Origin of the sequence: Maribacter algicola (genome assembly GCF_003933245.1) — a bacterium.
Classification (GTDB): Bacteria; Bacteroidota; Bacteroidia; order Flavobacteriales; family Flavobacteriaceae; genus Maribacter; species Maribacter algicola.
Genome location: NZ_QUSX01000006.1, coordinates 32734 through 51857 on the forward strand (window position 1 = coordinate 32734; position 19124 = coordinate 51857).

The 19124-nt window shown below is 39.8% G+C and carries 13 protein-coding genes, 1 tRNA gene and 1 rRNA gene; 6 read left to right on the forward strand and 9 right to left on the reverse strand.

Going from position 1 to position 19124, the window contains the following annotated elements; all coding sequences use genetic code 11:
• Positions 1 to 76: 76 nt before the first annotated feature.
• The 6 genes from DZC72_RS17570 to nhaD all read right to left on the reverse strand — a co-directional run bounded on the left by DZC72_RS17570 (position 77) and on the right by nhaD (position 4825).
• A tRNA-Val gene (locus tag DZC72_RS17570) sits at positions 77 to 151 on the reverse strand.
• A gap of 58 nt (positions 152 to 209) precedes the next feature.
• Entirely contained in the window at positions 210 to 1421 is a 1212-nt protein-coding gene (locus DZC72_RS17575; protein WP_125224228.1) for a bifunctional folylpolyglutamate synthase/dihydrofolate synthase, read from the reverse strand.
• On the reverse strand, positions 1418 to 2350 hold the full coding sequence (locus tag DZC72_RS17580; protein WP_125224229.1) for a cell envelope integrity protein TolA: 933 nt from the start codon (positions 2348 to 2350) through the stop codon (positions 1418 to 1420). Before DZC72_RS17580 ends, DZC72_RS17575 begins: the two co-directional genes overlap by 4 nt.
• The gene (locus DZC72_RS17585) at positions 2350 to 2736 is read right to left on the reverse strand and encodes an ExbD/TolR family protein (protein WP_094997637.1); all 387 of its coding nucleotides are present in this window, start codon (positions 2734 to 2736) and stop codon (positions 2350 to 2352) included. The genes DZC72_RS17580 and DZC72_RS17585 overlap by 1 nt, the downstream gene beginning before the upstream one ends.
• A gap of 9 nt (positions 2737 to 2745) precedes the next feature.
• A complete protein-coding gene (locus DZC72_RS17590) occupies positions 2746 to 3438 on the reverse strand; it encodes a MotA/TolQ/ExbB proton channel family protein (protein ID WP_099545635.1) in 693 nt (230 codons plus the stop codon).
• Positions 3439 to 3490: 52 nt separating this feature from the next.
• Positions 3491 to 4825 carry a sodium:proton antiporter NhaD gene (gene nhaD / locus DZC72_RS17595; RefSeq protein ID WP_125224230.1) on the reverse strand — a complete coding sequence of 445 codons (1335 nt, stop codon included), beginning with the start codon at positions 4823 to 4825 and terminating at the stop codon, positions 3491 to 3493.
• 296 nt (positions 4826 to 5121) lie between these two features.
• On the opposite strand from nhaD, the gene DZC72_RS17600 reads away from it, so the two are divergent.
• From DZC72_RS17600 to DZC72_RS17615, 4 genes are all read left to right on the forward strand, one after another.
• The gene (locus DZC72_RS17600) at positions 5122 to 6261 is read left to right on the forward strand and encodes an acyl-CoA dehydrogenase (RefSeq protein ID WP_125224231.1); all 1140 of its coding nucleotides are present in this window, start codon (positions 5122 to 5124) and stop codon (positions 6259 to 6261) included.
• Positions 6262 to 6579: 318 nt separating this feature from the next.
• Positions 6580 to 11088 (forward strand): glutamate synthase large subunit, encoded by a 4509-nt coding sequence (gene gltB / locus DZC72_RS17605; RefSeq protein ID WP_125224232.1) that lies wholly within the window; start codon positions 6580 to 6582, stop codon positions 11086 to 11088.
• Positions 11089 to 11097: 9 nt separating this feature from the next.
• Entirely contained in the window at positions 11098 to 12564 is a 1467-nt protein-coding gene (locus DZC72_RS17610; protein ID WP_125224233.1) for a glutamate synthase subunit beta, read from the forward strand.
• A gap of 89 nt (positions 12565 to 12653) precedes the next feature.
• On the forward strand, positions 12654 to 15650 hold the full coding sequence (locus tag DZC72_RS17615) for a CHAT domain-containing protein (protein ID WP_125224234.1): 2997 nt from the start codon (positions 12654 to 12656) through the stop codon (positions 15648 to 15650).
• Here DZC72_RS17615 and DZC72_RS17620 read toward each other — a convergent pair.
• Both DZC72_RS17620 and DZC72_RS17625 read right to left on the reverse strand, forming a co-directional pair.
• Positions 15645 to 16355, reverse strand: coding sequence for a tetratricopeptide repeat protein (locus tag DZC72_RS17620; RefSeq protein ID WP_125224235.1), 711 nt, complete (start codon positions 16353 to 16355; stop codon positions 15645 to 15647). The two genes, DZC72_RS17615 and DZC72_RS17620, sit on opposite strands and share 6 nt — an antisense overlap.
• Positions 16345 to 16911 carry an RNA polymerase sigma factor gene (locus DZC72_RS17625; protein ID WP_125224236.1) on the reverse strand — a complete coding sequence of 189 codons (567 nt, stop codon included), beginning with the start codon at positions 16909 to 16911 and terminating at the stop codon, positions 16345 to 16347. The genes DZC72_RS17620 and DZC72_RS17625 overlap by 11 nt, the downstream gene beginning before the upstream one ends.
• 154 nt (positions 16912 to 17065) lie before the next feature.
• Here DZC72_RS17625 and DZC72_RS17630 point away from each other — a divergent pair, with 154 nt between their 5' ends.
• Both DZC72_RS17630 and DZC72_RS17635 read left to right on the forward strand, forming a co-directional pair.
• On the forward strand, positions 17066 to 17995 hold the full coding sequence (locus DZC72_RS17630) for a hypothetical protein (protein WP_125224237.1): 930 nt from the start codon (positions 17066 to 17068) through the stop codon (positions 17993 to 17995).
• A gap of 207 nt (positions 17996 to 18202) precedes the next feature.
• Positions 18203 to 18472 carry a hypothetical protein gene (locus tag DZC72_RS17635; protein ID WP_125224238.1) on the forward strand — a complete coding sequence of 90 codons (270 nt, stop codon included), beginning with the start codon at positions 18203 to 18205 and terminating at the stop codon, positions 18470 to 18472.
• Between the two features lie 576 nt (positions 18473 to 19048).
• On the opposite strand, the gene rrf is transcribed toward DZC72_RS17635, so the two are convergent.
• Positions 19049 to 19124, reverse strand: a 5S ribosomal RNA gene (rrf, locus tag DZC72_RS18130); the annotation flags it as partial.

Sequence of the window (19124 nt, forward strand, 5' to 3'; positions counted from 1 at the left end):
TAAGTAGAAACTATTATAAAATGATTCATTCAAAAATAAAAAACCCGCACTAAAAAGTACGGGTTTTATTAATCTGTGGGCCCTACTGGATTCGAACCAGTGACCCCCTGCTTGTAAGGCAGGTGCTCTGAACCAACTGAGCTAAGAGCCCCAAAAGGAGTGCAAATATAGAATAGTTTTGTTTACTCCAAAAGAAAAAAATAAAAAATTTAAAGAACTTCGGCAACCACAAAAGTACTGCCCCCTACAAAAATAAAATCTGATGTATTAGCTGCTTGTTTTGCAGCGTTATAAGCCTTTGGGACATCCTTAAAAACTTCACCTTTTAAATTATGTTCCTTGGCCATTTCCATTAAGATATCAGCAGGCAAACCTCGTGAAATATTTGGTTTGCAAAAGTAATAAATCGCATGGGTGGGAAACATGGCAAGAATCGATTTTAAATCTTTTTCCTTTACAAAACCAAGAACTATATGCAAAGTATCATAGGCTTCATCCCCTAACTGCTCCATTACCAATTTCAAGCCCTCTTTGTTATGTGCCGTATCGCATATGATATTTGGCGCTTGTCCCAATTGTTGCCAGCGACCCATCAGGCCCGTATTTTCGATAACCTTGTGTAATCCTTTCGCAATATGTTCCTTATGAACGTTAAAATTTGGCAACGCCGCAATGACCGCCAAAACACCTTTGATGTTCTTAGTTTGATATTTTCCTTTTAAAGATGTCTTGTACGTTTCGGAAATTTCTTGGTCCGCAAATATCAATTTGGCATTTTTTTCTTTGGCTACGCCTACAAATACCGGAGCGGTCTCATCTTGATACTCACTAACGACCACAGGAACATTTGCCTTGATGATTCCTGCTTTCTCAAAAGCGATTTTAGGAAGGGTATCCCCCAGCATATCCATATGGTCAAAGCCGATATTCGTTATCAAGGAAATTTCCGGTGTGATGATATTCGTAGAGTCCAATCTTCCTCCCAGTCCTACTTCAACCACGGCAATATCCACATGTTGCTGGGAAAAATACCTAAAGGCCATCCCTACGGTCATCTCAAAGAAAGATAAATGACGGTTATCAAAAAAGTCCCTGTTGTCGGAAATAAATTTTTTTACGAAGGCTTTGGTCACCGGTTTTCCATTGATCCTAATACGTTCCCTGAAGTCCTTAAGATGGGGCGAAGTATAAAGACCTACCTTATAACCTGCTTCCTGAAGTATGGATGCCAGCATATGGCTACTGGACCCTTTGCCATTAGTTCCAGCTACATGGATACTCTTAAAATTCCTGTGTGGATTTCCCAGAAATTCTGAAAATTCGAGAATACCATCCAATTTATTGTTAAATGCAATCTTACCTTTTTGCTGATACATTGGAAGTTGATCGAACATCCAATCCAAGGTTTCCTGATAGGTCACTCCCCTAATTTAAAGTTCACTACTACAAATCCGACTTGTTGACTTGGGGCATTGGAATCAAGGTTCCATTTGTGCATAAAGGCCGTTTTTCTGGCAGGTTCCAAAAGACACTTTGCTGTATTCGTTGTACCCTTCACACCTGGTTCTGCCCTAATTACATTTCCATTCTTATCAACCCAAATTTGCACTACCACTCGACCTGACTCATTGCATTCTTGAGGTACTTTTCCCTTACTTACCAAAGACCTACCGTTTAAGCCGTACCCTCCTGTTCCGCTACCCGAACCTGGGCTACCATAGTAACTAGTAGCATAAGGATCACCGTCTGGACTGCCTTTATCCCCTGCCCTGTTGTCATCGCCCTCACTTCCAGAAGCCGTTCCATCAGATTTATTAAGTCCACCCATAAGCTCATCCAATTTTTTCTTTTTGGCTTCTTGCTCCTGTCTGGCTTGTTCCTCAGCTTCCCTCTTCTGTTGGGCTATCCGTTCAGCTTCGGCTTTTGCTTTTTGCTCTGCTTCCTGTGCTTTTCTTTTTTGCTCTGCTCCCGCGGCATCCGCCTTTCTCTTTGTTTCTTGGGCTTGCTTAATCCTGATGGATTCTTCATCCTCTTGAGTGAGAACCTTTTCAGAAGGGGCTTCCTTTACCTCTTGCTGAACCTTTTCAGGGACTTCTTCTACAGTTTCGGAAACTTCTTGCTTGGTAGGCTCCACCGGAGGCGTATCCAATTGCTCTGATCTTATACGTTCCTTGGGTTGAACCTGTCCACTGCCAAAATCCGTAGTACCAAAATTAACTGAAATTCCATTTTCTATTGGAGGGTCCATATACGTTAGCCCAATGTAGAAAAGCACCAACAACAATATACTCAAAAGCAATGTTGTTAGTGTTAAGGATTTTTTCTTGTGTCTCGTGTCTAAAAATGCCATTAGTTGGGCCGCACCGCCAAGATGACCTTGTAGTTATTCCTATTGGCGATATCCATTACGTTTACCGCCTCCTTTATGGCAACGCTCTCTTCCGCCCTCAGAATAATCGTAGGTTTTTCTTGGCCTTCCAGTGCCTTTTTTAATTCAATTTCAATGTACTCTCCGTTTATTCTCTGATTGTTCACAAAATACTGTAAGTTCTTATCAATACTTACGGATACATTTTGTGTATTTGTGGATTTTCCCTTTGCCTTTGGTAATAATAAATCCAGGGCATTAGGAGAATTGGCCGTTAGCATGAAAAATATCAACAACAGAAATACGATATCTGTCATTGACGACATGCTAAAGTCTGGACTAACTTTATTCCTTCCTTTTAATTTCATATTGAAATATTAAAGTGGTTCGTTCAATAAATCCAGAAACTCTACGGCATTTGCTTCCATTTTATGGACCACCTTATCCGTTCTGTTCACCAAATGGTTGTAACCCATATAGGCGATAATACCCACGATCAAACCTGCAACGGTAGTCGTCATGGCAGTATATATTCCAGAGGCCAAAGAGCCCATTTCTGCCTGGCCTCCGCTACTTGCCATTTCATGGAATGCCAAAATCATACCGATCACGGTTCCCAAGAAACCAATCATTGGTGCGGCCCCGGCAACTGTGGCCAAAACACTTACATTTTTTTCCAGTTTATACACTTCCAGTGTACCAGCATTCTCAATGGCGGTATTGATATCATCCAAGGGTTTCCCAATGCGGGAAATTCCTTTTTCAGTCAATCTGGCCACTGGGGAATCCGTCTGGGCACATAGAATTTTGGCCGCTTCCAATTTTCCGGAAGTTACATGATCCCTAATTTGGTTCATGAAATTCTTGTCAATCTTAGAAGCCGCATTTACTGCTAAAAGCCGCTCAAAATAAATGTAAAGGGCAACTCCCAACATCAAAAAGAGAACGGTAATAATAATAACACTGCCCGTACCTCCATTAAAAACAAGATCCATGACAGAAAGTGTTTTTTCTTCAGATAGTATTTCACCAGTGGTTGGATCTTGAGGCAAATCTTGTGATAATAACATAGTATTCTTATAATTCATAATTTGCCATTATAACGGTAATTTCCAGATTAAATTATGCGTTGAGGATAAAATCCCTGATTAAAATAAAAGCGCCGGCGCCCGCTACAAATCCCAAGAAAGCCAACCATGTAATTTTCTTGAGATACCAGAAGAAATCTATTTTTTCCATTCCCATGGCCACAACACCAGCTGCGGAACCAATAATCAGCATACTACCACCAGTTCCTGCAGAGTAGGCAATAAAATGCCATAGCGGGTTGTCCATAGTCTCACCAAACATACCCATACTGGCCGCCACCAAGGGAACGTTATCAATCACGGCCGACCCTACACCAAATAACATGACAACAATATCCGTATTGGGAATTGCCGCGTTTAAGCTTTCTGCATAATGGAACAAAAGTCCTAAGGACTCCAGTGCCGCCACGGCCAATAGAATTCCCAAGAAGAATAGAATACTTGGCAATTCTATTTTGGACAAAGAATGATGCACAGGGCTATGGTGGCCTTCACTATCATGTCCCTCTCCGTCAACGGATGAAATACTGAATTTTTTATTACTATAAATTTCCGCAAACGTAGCTACAAGAGCAAGTGATAACATCATACCTACATAGGGTGGTAAGTGCGTTACTGTCTTAAAGAAAGGAACAAAAATAATGGCACCTAGACCTAGATATAACATGGTGGATCCATATTTTGATTTGGGAACCTCCGTTTCAAAATCCCCATCAATTTTACCCTTGAAGGCCTTGTAAGTTCCCGCAATAAGAACTGGCACTACCATACACACAATAGAAGGCACCAAAACATGTTCTATAAGCTGCGCAGCGGAAACCTTGTTGGCAATCCACAACATGGTCGTGGTTACATCCCCTATGGGAGACCAAGCACCGCCTGCATTTGCGGCAATAATTATCATACCTGCAAACCAGAGCCTGGTATTACGATCGTTTACTACCTTTTGTAATATGGTAATCAACACAATGGTGGCCGTTAGGTTGTCGATTATTGCGGATAGAATAAAGGCAAGAATGGAAAACAACCATAACAACTTTCTTTTGCTCCTCGTCCTTATGTATCCTTTAATGGTAGCAAAACCATCAAAATAATCTATTATCTCCACGATGGTCATAGCCCCTAACAGAAAGACCAAGATCTCAGCGGTCTTGCCCAAGTGATGGAGCAATATTTCATCCAAATGAGTTGGTTCCAATTCTCTTAATTCAGCATTTACCTCAAAAACGGGCATGTGGTTCAAGGCAATGAGAGCCCACAATATTGCCATCATGGCCAATGCGGGAATCAGCTTATCGATTTTTAAATTATGCTCAAGGGTAATCGCGAGATATCCCGCTAAAAAAACAATAATAATAATGGTTTCCATGCGCTGTTGGTTTTTAGTTTCCTCTTATGAAAGGTGTCAAATATAAGACTGAATTATAACTTTTGAAATTCCCTAAAGATATCCAAAATTGTCAATCCTACCATATTTTCAAATAGAATATCATAAAGGAGATTGAAAGTCAAACTCTTACAGAATTATTTTTAACAAAATTGTTTTACTAAGCTGAAACATGTTGGTCCACATCATAAAATTGAACAACACAGATTCTCTTTATTACTAAGAAATTAATTGGTATAGACTTATATTTGTTGATATACCCTATTTAAAGATTAACGATGGATTTTAAACTTACCGAAGAACAGGAACTGATTAAACAGGCCGCGCGCGATTTCGCACAAAATGAATTGCTTCCCGGAGTAATTGAAAGAGATGAGTTACAGAAATTCCCAAAGGAGGAAGTTAAAAAGATGGGAGAATTAGGCTTTTTGGGCATGATGGTAGATCCAAAATATGGAGGAAGTGGTTTGGATACACTTTCGTACGTATTGGTAATGGAGGAATTATCAAAAATTGATGCGTCATCCTCGGTAATCGTTTCCGTAAATAATTCATTGGTCTGTTGGGGCCTTGAAACCTATGGAACAGAAGCACAAAAGGAAAAATATTTGCCAAGGTTGGCTGCAGGTGAAATAATCGGTGCGTTTTGCCTCTCGGAACCAGAGGCGGGCAGCGATGCGACTTCACAAAAAACAACAGCGATAGATCATGGCGACCATTATCTTTTGAACGGTACAAAAAACTGGATAACCAACGGCGGGACGGCCAACGTATATTTGGTAATCGCCCAAACAGACAAGGAAAAAAAACATAGGGGAATCAATGCACTGATTGTTGAGAAGGACATGGAAGGATTTGTAATCGGTCCAAAGGAAAATAAACTGGGTATTAGGGGCAGTGATACACATTCATTAATCTTCAACGATGTAAAAGTACCTAAGGAAAATAGGATTGGCGTAGACGGATTTGGTTTCAAGTTTGCCATGAAAACCTTGGCTGGAGGAAGAATAGGAATTGCCGCACAAGCTTTGGGAATTGCAGCTGGAGCTTACGAGCTTGCGCTCAAATACTCGAAGGAAAGAAAGGCCTTTGGAACTGAAATCAGCAATCACCAGGCCATTGCCTTCAAGCTGGCAGATATGCACACCCAGATACAAGCGGCCAGACTTCTCGTATATCAGGCCGCGAAGGATAAAGATAACGGTGAAAATTATGATCTCTCCGGAGCCATGGCCAAATTGTATGCCTCACAGGTAGCCATGGAAACTACGATTGAAGCGGTCCAGATACATGGCGGCAATGGATTTGTAAAAGATTATCATGTGGAGCGACTGATGCGTGATGCTAAAATTACCCAGATTTACGAAGGTACCTCCGAGATACAAAAAATCGTTATTTCACGATCGATTTTAAACTAATCCTTTTCAAGGGCAAATTAACCCTAGATTATTTAGGGTCTAAATTTGAAAAACGATAGCTTTCAGTTGTTACCCATAACATACGCTGGGGTTAAATTGTTATATACCACCTTTTATACAGGACTACCCCCTAAATAGTCATTGGGTTTACTCAATATTACCCTACATTTATCAATATGACAATTTCAACCATTCAAAAATTATAATTTAAAGATATTTTAACCTTTATTTAAAAACGTTAAATATTTTATTTGATTGGCCCGTAATCGTTGATTATAATTTAAATAAAATGATATTTTTGAAGAAATACGATAAATTATGAGATTGAAGAAGCAAGGACTTTATCTGCCAGAATTTGAGCATGACAATTGTGGAGCCGGTTTTATTTGTAGCCTTAAAGGAAAGAAATCCAATGACATTATCCATAAGGCACTGGAAATACTCGAGCGACTTGAACACAGAGGTGCCGTAAGTGCAGATGGCAAAACCGGTGATGGTGCCGGTATTCTGATAGATATTCCACACGTCTTCTTCAAGGAAGTATGCTCTTTTGAACTTCCCGAGCAAGGTGAATATGCCGTTGGAAATGTGTTTTTCCCTCAAAAACAGAATCAACGGGAATATTGCATTCAAGTATTCGAGGAGAACGTAAAAAAACAGGGGCTTAAATTATTGGGCTGGAGAAACGTTCCCGTTAACCGTTCCGTTCCAGGACGAATTGCGGCAGAAACGGAGCCTTTTGTAAAGCAGGTTTTTATAGCAAAGGAAACGAAGGAACAATCGTATTTTGAATTCAATCTAAAATTATTCATCGCCAGAAAAATTACCGAACACGCTATCATTAAGTCTAAACTTTCTGAAAGTAAATTTTTCTACGTCCCAAGCCTATCCACTAAGATTATCATTTTCAAGGGGTTATTGATGCCCATGGACATCAGTCTTTATTATTCTGATCTGATGGACCCAAGGGTCGTTACGCGATTGGCTTTGGTTCACCAGCGTTTCTCCACCAATACCTTCCCAACTTGGGACCTGGCACAACCCTTTAGATACATGTGCCATAATGGTGAAATTAACACACTTAGAGGAAACGTCTCAAGGATGTACTCAAGACAGGAACTTTTAAAGAGCGACATGTTCGGGGACGAAATCAAAAACATTCTTCCCATAGTGCTTCCCGGTAAATCGGACTCGGCCACCATGGATATGGTCGTGGAATTATTACTGATGACCGGGCGTTCCTTACCCGAGGTAATGATGATCCTCGTTCCCGAAGCATGGGAAAAGAACACAGAAATGTCCGAAGCAAAAAAGGCCTTCTACGAATTTCACTCCTGTATGATGGAACCATGGGATGGTCCTGCATCCATTCCTTTTACAGATGGAAACTATATTGGGGCATTATTGGACAGGAACGGACTTAGACCTTCCAGGTATTCCGTCACCAAGGATGATTATGTGGTAATGTCATCCGAAACGGGCGTTGTTGAAATTGCCCCTGAAAATGTTGAATTCCATGGACGTTTGGAACCTGGAAAAATGTTTTTGGTGAACATGGAGGAAGGGCGTATTATCAATGATGAGGAAATCAAGGAAGAAATAGCCAAAAAACATCCTTATAAAAAATGGTTGGATAAAAATCTGGTCCACTTAAAGGATATACCTTATAATGACTGTCCGCTTTTCTTGGGGGAAGCCTCTTTGGAAAAAAGAAAATCGGTTTTTGGATATACATTGGAAGATATCAATACTATCATTCTTCCTATGGGCAAAACCGGTAAGGAGCCCATTGGATCTATGGGGTCAGATACGCCCATTGCCGTTTTGTCTGAACGGCCACAGCTCATATATAATTATTTCCAGCAGCTATTCGCCCAGGTAACTAACCCGCCATTGGACGGCATCCGGGAGGAGTTGATTACCGATATAAGCCTAACACTGGGTAGTGACCACAATATTTTCGAGTTTTCAGAACTACATTGTAGAAAACTGAAAATTCAAAATCCGGTAATTTCCAAGGAGGATTTGGACAAGATCAAGAATTATGATGCTAGTCCGGACTATAAGGTTGTTTCCATCCCTATTTTATACCCCGTGGAAAAGGGACATAATGGCCTGGAAGATGCCCTACAGTCCATTTTGGTACAAGCATCAAAATCGGCTGATGAAGGAGCGAACATTATAATATTGTCCGATAGAAACGTCAACAAGGATAATGCCCCCATACCCGCATTGTTAGCCTGTTCCTTTGTAAACAGTGGACTTCAAAAATTGGGCAAGCGTTCAAAACTCAGTATTATTATAGAATCTGCCGAACCAAGGGAAGTACACCATTTTGCCCTTTTGTTTGGATTTGGAGCCAGTGCCATCAACCCGTACTTGGTGAACGAAATCATTGGGGAACAAATCGAGGATCAGGATATTCAGGACTTTACCTTTGATGAGGCCATTAAAAACTATAATAAGGCCATTGGTAAAGGGATTCTAAAGGTCATGAACAAAATAGGAATCTCTACCTTGAACTCCTATCGCGGTTCCCAATTGTTCGAATGTATCGGTATCAATACAAAAGTTGTTGAAAAATACTTTCCCAACACGCCTACAAGAATTCAGGGAATTGGACTTTACCAGATAGAGAAAGAAGTGGCGAAGCGTCATCATAGGGCATTTTCCACCAAGGAAGTTGACGCCAATTTAGACCTTGAGATCGGCGGGGAATACAGATGGAGGAGAAATGGGGAAAAACATATGTTCAATCCGGTGAGCATAGCAAAGCTTCAAAAATCCGTAAGAAACAACGAACCTGAGACCTACAAGGAGTTTTCCAAAATGGTCAATGAACAGGCCAAAAATCTCATGACGATTAGAGGGCTTTTCGAGTTTTCCAACTTTGACCCTATTCCATTGGACGAGGTTGAACCATGGACGGAAATTGTAAAAAGGTTCAAGACGGGGGCCATGTCCTACGGTTCCATAAGCAAGGAAGCCCATGAGAATTTGGCCATTGCCATGAACAGGATTGGGGGTAAAAGCAATTCTGGGGAAGGTGGCGAAGATGAGGAGCGATTTTACCGAAATGCGACCGGGGATTGGCGAAACAGTGCTATAAAGCAGGTAGCTTCGGGCCGATTTGGAGTAACGTCGAATTATCTTACCAATGCCAAGGAAATCCAAATAAAAATGGCCCAAGGAGCCAAACCGGGCGAAGGTGGACAATTACCTGGTCCAAAGGTCAATCCGGCCATTGCCAAAACACGGAATTCCACTCCCTATGTAGGTTTGATTTCGCCACCGCCGCACCACGATATTTATTCCATTGAGGATTTATCTCAGTTAATCTATGATTTAAAATCGGCCAATAGGAAGGCTAGGATCAATGTAAAATTGGTATCCGAAGTGGGTGTGGGTACGGTGGCAGCTGGTGTAGCCAAAGCAAAAGCCGATGTAATTTTGGTTTCTGGATTTGATGGTGGTACTGGGGCTTCTCCCCTAACCTCCTTAAAACATGCCGGTTTACCATGGGAGTTGGGCATTGCCGAAGCTCAACAGACCTTAGTGCTAAATGATTTAAGAAACAGAATCGTATTGGAATGCGATGGACAGCTCAAAACAGGACGGGACGTAGCCATAGCCTGCTTGCTGGGTGCCGAGGAATTTGGATTTGCTACGGCGCCTTTGGTAGCATCGGGCTGTATCATGATGCGTGTGTGCCACTTGAATACCTGCCCGGTTGGTATCGCAACACAAAATCCGGAACTGCGTAAAAAGTTCGAAGGAAAACCGGAACACGTGGTCAACTACATGTATTTCATAGCCCAAGAACTAAGGGAAATTATGGCGCAGCTTGGCTTTAGGACCATTAACGAAATGGTAGGTCAGGTGCATAAGCTAGACCGGAAAAAAGCCATAGATCATTACAAGGCCAATGGCATCGATCTGACACCTATATTGCATCAGGTCGATGTACCAAAAGGAACCAAATTCTACAATACGGAAAAACAAAAGCACGATGTATTCGATTCCATCGAGTTCGACATCATAGAAAAAGCAAATCCGTCTTTGTTCCGAAAGGAAAAATTGACCTTGGATTACCCTATTAGTAATACGGACAGAGCCGTAGGAGCCATTATCAGCAATGAAATTTCCAAGACCTATGGTGCAGAGGGACTGCCAATAAATACCCTAAAACTTAACTTTACTGGGTCTGCAGGACAAAGTTTTGGTGCATTTGCTACAAGGGGATTGACTATGATAGTCAATGGAAACACCAACGATTACTTAGGTAAAGGACTTTCAGGAGCCAAATTGGTGGTAAGGGTCCCGGAAGGCTCGACCATTATACCTGAGGAAAACGTCATCACTGGCAATGTAACCTTGTATGGTGCCACAGCGGGTAGGGCTTATATCAACGGTAAGGCCGGGGAACGTTTCTGTGTGAGAAACTCTGGAGCAAAGGCAGTCGTTGAAGGAATAGGAGACCATGGGTGCGAATACATGACCGGGGGAGTTGCCGTCATATTAGGTGAAGTTGGAAGAAACTTTGGCGCCGGTATGAGCGGTGGAATAGCTTACGTGTTGGATGAAAAGAAAACTTTTAGGAACAGATGCAGTGTTGAGGGATTGAATCTTTTGAAAGTGGAGGAAGATCAAGACATCAAACAATTGAAGGATTTGATTACGAGCCATTATAATGCTACCTTGAGTCCACTGGCCCAACGTATATTGGAGCGATGGGAGGACTATTTGCCAAAATTCATAAAAGTGTTCCCAGAAGAATATAGACAGGCATTGATACGATTAGAGAAAGAAAATTTACAAACAATATAAAATCGAGAAATGGGGAAGATAACAGGATTTTTGGAATTCGATAGAAAGGTAGAATCCTATGCTCCCGTGGAGGAGCGAATAAAAAACTATAGGGAGTTTACACTACCTATGGAAGAAAAGGATCTAAAAGACCAAGGGGCCCGATGCATGGATTGCGGCATCCCATTTTGTCACAGTGGTTGCCCATTGGGCAATTTAATACCAGATTTTAACGATGCGGTATATCGAGGTAAATGGGAAAAAGCTAGTGAAATATTGCACTCCACCAATAATTTTCCAGAATTTACAGGTAGATTGTGCCCAGCCCCTTGTGAGGAGGCCTGCGTATTGGGAATAAACGAAGACCCGGTATCCATTGAGAATATTGAAAAAAATATAGTGGAGACTGCATTCAAAAAAGGTTGGATCAAGGCAAAACCACCAGCAGTTAGAACTGGTAAAAAAGTGGCCGTAATAGGGTCAGGACCTGCAGGGTTGGCTGCCGCACAGCAATTGAACAGGGCCGGTCACGAGGTAACCGTATATGAAAGGGATGAAAAACCCGGAGGCCTACTACGCTATGGAATTCCAGATTTTAAGATGGAAAAGCATATTATCGACCGAAGGCTCGATGTACTTAAGGAAGAAGGAATTAAATTCCATTGTGGTGTACATATTGGAAAAGATATCAAAGCAGATAGCCTTCTAGATGATTTTGATGCTTTAGTGTTAACTGGTGGGGCCACCGTTAGAAGAAATCTACCCATTGAAGGTGCCGAGCTTAAAGGGGTGGTGCAGGCCATGGATTTCTTGGGCCAGAATAATAGGCGTGTCGATGGATTCAAAGAATTGGGAGAGGAAATTTTGGCAACGGATAAAGATGTTATCGTCATTGGAGGGGGAGATACCGGATCAGATTGTATTGGTACTTCATTTAGACATGGTGCCAAATCGGTTTCCAATTTTGAAATAATGCCAATGGCAACCACTGAAAGACCTAAGGACCAACCTTGGCCGTTTTGGCCAATGCGATTGAGGACTAGTTCCTCCCATAAGGAAGGGGCGGAGCGTTTCTTTAGTATCTCGACCAAAAAGTTTATAGGCGATGAAAAAGGCAACCTTAAAGGGTTGATAACTTCGGAAGTAGAATGGGTCAAAGTACCCGGACAAAGACCGCAATTAAAGGAGGTTGAGGGCACTGAAAAGGAATGGAAATGTGATTTGGCACTATTGGCACTTGGTTTTACTGGTTCAGAGAATACCGTTGCGGAGCAACTAGGTTTGGAAATGGACAATAGGACCAACATTAAGGCTTCAGAAATCGATTATAAAACAAATGTACCGGGAGTTTTTGTTGCCGGTGACCAGCGAAGGGGACAATCCTTGATTGTTTGGGCCATTTCAGAAGGCAGGCAGGCAGCCTACCATGTAGACAAATACCTTATGGGGGAATCTGCATTGCCATTAAAAGGTGATGGAGATTTACCGAGGGTATAGATTCGTCAAGGTTATATTGAAACAGCACCTTTTTAATACTCAGATTGCTTTGAGTTTTTTTAAATTTAAAGCAATCTGAGTTTTTTTTAATGAACAATAGGTATTTATTTTATTTTTTGATCTTCACTTGGTTCGCTTTTTCCCAGACCAAGTCCAGGCTTTCTAATACCCAAATCGCTGATTCACTTGATTTGGACGGGGAACATTCAGAATCTTTAATATATAGAAACCTAGCTCTAAAAGAAAAAGGCCATAGTGAAGACTTCAGTAAACTTTTACTGGCAAGGTGGCATTATACCACCTCTTGTATTTTAGAAACGGAAGGTGGTCAGGAAAACCATAAAAAAGCATTAGAGCATTCTCTGAAAGCTCGAGAAATTTGCGATTGGATTGGCACCGACAAAAATTACTATTTCCGCTATTTGGTCAACAATAGAATTTACCATCAAAATGGATGGTTAGACCAATGGAACAACGCCCTTAGTGAAGCGAAAAAAGGGCTTAATATTCTTCTTGACACGCTTCCGGACCACCACATTAAAGTACTCTACCTTTTAGATGATTTGGGTTTTTTACACACGGTTACTGATGACCCGGAAAGGGCCAATACCTATTACGAAAGGTCGTACAAACTGTATAAAAAATACCATCCTGAAGAGATGGCCGAAACCTATGTAAACGCCGAACGAATGGCCGAGAACTATAAAAAACTAGGGTTGCGGCATGAAGAATTTAGGCTATTATCTGAAAATGAAGCGTATTGGATGGACGATCATAATAAATCCGATGCCTTTTTTTACAGGTATAAAACATACAGAAAACTAGCTGAGTGGTACCACTTTTATGGAAATTTTGAATTAGCTGAAAATTACCTTAAAAAAGAAGAACAATTGTTTGACACTGTTAGTAATTCGCATAAAAAAAATGAAAAACAACGATTGGACAAACGCGAGTTGTCCCAGCTATATTTCAATTATGCCAAACTATATCTTAATTCCCACAATGAGGAAAAGGCAAAAGAGTTTCTTGACAAAGCCAAACAGCAAGTAAAGGGGGCTACTCGATTTTATACTTGGGAAGTCAAAAGGGAAATAGACCTTTATGTTTTGGAATCCAAATTATCAGGACAAACTTATGAAACCGCTTCGGAGCTGCTCAACAAAGCAATTGATTTAGCAAAAAAATATAAAAGCCAACACTACACAAACCCTGTTCCACTTCAAACTGAATTGTTTCAATTATTCAAGACAGAAGGAAACACAGATCAAGCACTAGCCTTATTGGATGACATTTTGAAGGAGCCGGAAATCAACGATAATCTTAACTTTCAATTAAACTGTCAAAAAGGAACCTTATTACATGCGAATGGCGATATGTCCGAGGCTGGAATAGCATTTCAAAGGGCCATTCAGTTTATTCTTAAAGAAGGTACAGATGCTAACTTTGCCAATCTTGATATTGATGACATCAAGGAGTTTTATAATTACCATACTTTAGAAGGAATGCTTCTTTTAGGAGATTTTCTCCTGGCTTCTACTCGAAAAAACAAGCCTCAAAAGGGATTGGAAGAAGCCTTGAACATTTTTCTCCTTTCCTCTAAAATCTTTGACAACATCTATATTGGCGATACATACAATGATAAACTATACGAGTATTATAAAACGTTGGAATCAGGCTTGGTTTCCTGCTTGGAAATTGAACCAAAAAGTAACAATATTGATCTTTGCCTGCAAGCTTTGGAAAACAACGCATCCAAGCTTACTTGGTCAAAATTCATGTACGGTAAATACAAACACCAATTGAAAATACCCGAAAACATTCTGAAGGAAGAACTGAAAATCAAAACACTTTTAAACTATTATCAATCCGTACTGTACCAAAACAAACGGGAAAATCAAATCACCGCAGATACCCTTACCATACGGATATTGGATTTAAAGAAAAAGCTAAGGGATAATCAAGAATTCATTGAAGAAAACTACAATAATTACTATAATAGAAGTGTGGCGGAATTTAACACTACACAGTTTAGACAAGATTTGAACGAAGACCAAGCTATTCTTAAATACTCCTTCATAAATAATTATTTATATGCTTTTTTGCTCACCAAAGAAAAATCCTCACTAACAAATTTGGGGAATGAAAAAGGATTGAAACATGCCCTTTTAGAGTACATAAGTAATTTACGCACCTTCAATTCGAACCCAAAAATCCCTCAGGAATTGATCTCTATTTCAGAGTTGATTACCCATCATTCCAAAACGGATGTAACTATAATTCCTACGGAAACGCTTGGTTTTTTACCTTATGAAACGCTAATCCCCAACTATATTGACACCGATATTAACCTTAACTACAGTACCTCTTTGAGTCTATACCAGGAACAGAAAAAAACAATTGGCAAGAAACAAGAATTCAGTGTAGGCATTTTTACAGGACAAGGAAAAGACACATCGGTTGACCCTAATTTTCTGCCTTCTGTGGACAAAGAAATAAATACTATTACAAGTATCAATGAGGCTTCCATTTTTTATCAAGCCACCAAAGAAACATTTATTCAAAAAGCCTCTGACTATAAAGTACTTCATTTAGCTATGCACTCAAACATAGACAACGAAAATCCTGAATTTTCGAACCTACAGTTCAACGGAAAGGATTTGTTGATTGGCGAACTGTACAATGAAAGCATAGCATCAGACCTAGCGATTCTTAGCGCCTGTGATACAGGGAACGGAAAAGTAACGAATGGAGAGGGCGTTCAAAGTGTTTCCAACGCCTTTACATATGCGGGCGTACCCAGTACCTTAGTAAGCCTGTGGAAGGTAGACGACAAGGCCACATCGACCTTAATGGGATATTTCTACAAATTTCTTAACCAAGGAAAATCAAAATCCCTTGCGCTAAAATTGGCAAAAAAGGCATATTTGAATTCAGATATTGACCAAGAGTTAAAACATCCGTACTACTGGTCAGGCTTCATACTTTCGGGCAATACCGATGCCTTGATTCAAAATGAATTTAATTATTGGTGGTTGGCATTATTGGTAATACCACTTATTTCGTTTCTGTCTTTTAAAAGATCATAGCCTAGCTAAGAGTTCCTTGGCCTTGGCGCTATTGTAACTGTTGGGTTCTATAACAATTTGGTCCAATACATTTTTGGCCTGCCGCTTATCCCCAACTTTTAAGTAAGCAAGTGCCAAATACCACTTACTTTTTTCTTTTAACCGATCACCAAATTTCAAATGCTTTTGAAATGTTTCAACGGCCATGGCTGGTTCATTGTTCTGTAAATAGCAAATAGCTTTGTAAAAAAGCAATTCAGGATTGTTTGAGGACGCATAGGCGCTTTCCAACAAACCCAACGCTTCTTGATATAGGCCCATTTCATAGGCAACAAAGGCTTTGGTGGTTGCGTTTTGCGTGCCATTGTCTCTCACAATGGGGTGAGAAGTGTTACTTGCCGTTTGGTAATACGCAGCAAACAGTTTTTCGGGAGAATTATCATTCTTGTTCCAAAAAAAACCGACCGCAATCAACACTACCACTGAAGCTGCTGCCAAATACCATTTAGTAGTGTTTGTTTTGTTGGAAACGCCTTGCTCAATTTTTTTCAGTTCTTCTTTCAGGCTTTCATGTTCGCTTTGATAAATGCTTTTCTTAAGTTTAGTTTCAAATGCCACTTGTTCCCTGAATTCTTCATCGTTTTGCAGCAGGTAATCAAACCGATCTTGTTCTTCGGGGGAAAGCCTATTTAGAAAATAATTTGTAATTAGTTCGTTATTGTTCATTTTTTGCGTTGACTACCAGTAATTTTAATTGTTTCAGGCACCTTGATTTCTGGCTTTTGACCACGTTATAATTGTCATAACCCAGGGTCTCTTGTATTTCTTCAATGGAAAACCCCCTGTAGTAGTAAAGGTTTAAAACTTCTTGGCATTTTTTACCCATTTTCCTATACGAGTGTTTAAAAAGGGCTATTTCTTCTTTATCAAATTCATTTTTGGTCTCTATCTCATACATATATTGGTCAAGTCGGTCAACATCGAAAGGAGTTTCCTTCAGCTTATCAAGGCGTTTCAATTTTTTAAAGGCCATGAATTTTCCTATGGAAAAAAGATAGGTCTTCAAAGAACTTCCCAAGGTGTCGATGTTACCGTTATGTATGTTATCCATCAAAGCAATGATACTATCCTGATACAGGTCTAACAGTTCTTCTCTTTCAAGGTTAAACCGTGAGGCAAACTTTAAAAAAGGCTTTCTGTACTCGGCATAGAGATTGCCAAGTTCCGTTTTGTCTCCTTTTTTTATACGCTCAATGAGGGCATGTATCTGCTCTTTGTTCAATTAGTTTGGTTTTGGCAAAAAGGTTAACGTTTCTTGGCTGAAGAAACATCTTAAAACAAATAAACAAAAAAAATATGTTTTCAATGTTTACCTAAAATAACCAAAGGCACTAATATTTATAGAAAACTACCTATAACCAACATTGAGAGCCTATATGAATTCCATTTATCCTTTTGTAGTAATTCTATTACTGACTGCCTGTAAAACCGATGAAAAAAAGGAAGCAGTTACTGAAGCTTCCGAAACGCCGAAACCCAGTATTGTAGAAGTCAAAACACAGAGTATGGAGTTCTTCTCACCAGATACACTCAAATCTGGTTGGAACACCTTTGTTTATGAAAACGAGTCGTCTGAAGTCCATTTTATTTTAATGGATCTATATCCTGAAGGAAAAACTGCAGCAGATACCAAAACAGACATATTACCACCTTTTGAAGAAGGCATGAAACTTATAATGGAAGGTGATATTGACAACGCCATAGTCGCCTTTGGCAAATTGCCTCCTTGGTTTCAAGAAGTTAAATATATGGGCGGTACGGGAATAATTTCCCCAAAACACATAGCCACAAGTACCATTTATCTCGAGCCTGGTCTGTACATAATGGAATGTTATGTAAAAATGGCAGATGGCACTTGGCATACCTCACACGGCATGTTCAAAGAAATTATCGTTACACGGGAAAGTACCAAAATGGAACCCCCAAAACCAACTATTAAAATTGAAATTTCAAGCACTGAAGGCATTGTTGTTAAAGACACGATTGAGGGCGGCAAACAAACATTAGAGGTTTTGTTTAAAGACCAAACCGTATACGAACATTTTTTGGGGCACGATGTAAACTTGGTCAAATACAATGATGATGCTTCATTGGATTCCTTGGTTCATTGGATGAATTGGATGAACCCTGATGGGCTCATTACGCCTTCACCTAATGGTTTTACTTTCTTGGGAGGCATTAACAACTTACCTACTTTGGGCAAAGGGTATTTTGAGGTAAACCTAACAAAAGGCAATTATATGTTGATATCAGAAGTTCCATTGGCGGACAAAAAACAATTAATTCAAAAATTCACTATAAACTAAATTTAATCATGGTTCGGGAAGTAAGATGAGTAATAACAAGTCCTAAAACCAATTTCGAAACCATTTGTTGATTAAAGCCAGATTTTAACTGGAGAGCCAAGGAATAATTAATCTTGGAATTATGAATTAAAAAAGAAAACAGGTAGTACTTACAATACCTTGGCTCATGGAATATTGAATATCATTAAAAACCTAAATATTTGAGTTATGAGAATACACCTATTTTTAAAAGTTTCGTTAGTTTTTTTGGCAATGGATGCTTGTGAATCATGTGAACCAGAGGATCTACTGGATATAGAATGCCAGAGCCAAAAGGCTGAAGATATTAGTGCTGCTGAAGATGCTGCTGATTTTTTTCGGCAAGGAGCAATCAATGATGAAAATCTAAGTGAAGAAGAGTTTGAAGAAACTATAGCTGATATTAATAGTACTTTAGAGGATACAAAGAGAAGAATAAGAGATCGTCCATGTAATTAACTCCTAATACAGTGAATTCGTTTAAAATTTATGTAGTTAGAATTTCATGTAAAGAAAGAGCCTTTGGCTGAAGTTTAATTTATTATACCCCATTTTCGAAAAGGATTTACATGAGGCTTTTGGCTTCCTTGCTACAAAGACAAAAATGGTGTTGCATCAGGAGACGAAAACTCTTATGATTGGTATAAAATAACCAATAACAGTAATGGGTCAATTGAATTTACCTTAGAGAGTTGCCCATCTGATTTATGGATTAATACCAAAGTTTTCAATCACTTGGGGTCAAAACTTACAGGAAATTATACTGCAATTTCAGGAAATCCACTCCAAAACCAACCATGTAGCACATACCATTACACCACAAATCCCATGCCTATAGGTATTTATTATATAAGATTGGAAATATCTGGTAAAACAAAAGTTGATTTAAACGTAGACAATATTCCTGAATTTTGGAATGAACCTTATGAATTCTCAGTTGGTGTTATCGAATAGTAATCAGGAATATAGGCGTCGCGAATGTAGAAAAATATTTAACAAAAAAAAGTCCCTTACATTTCTGTAAGGGACTTTCGAGGAAGGCGGCTACCTACTCTCCCACTTGGTATAGCAGTACCATCGGCGCAAACGGTCTTAACTTCCCTGTTCGGAA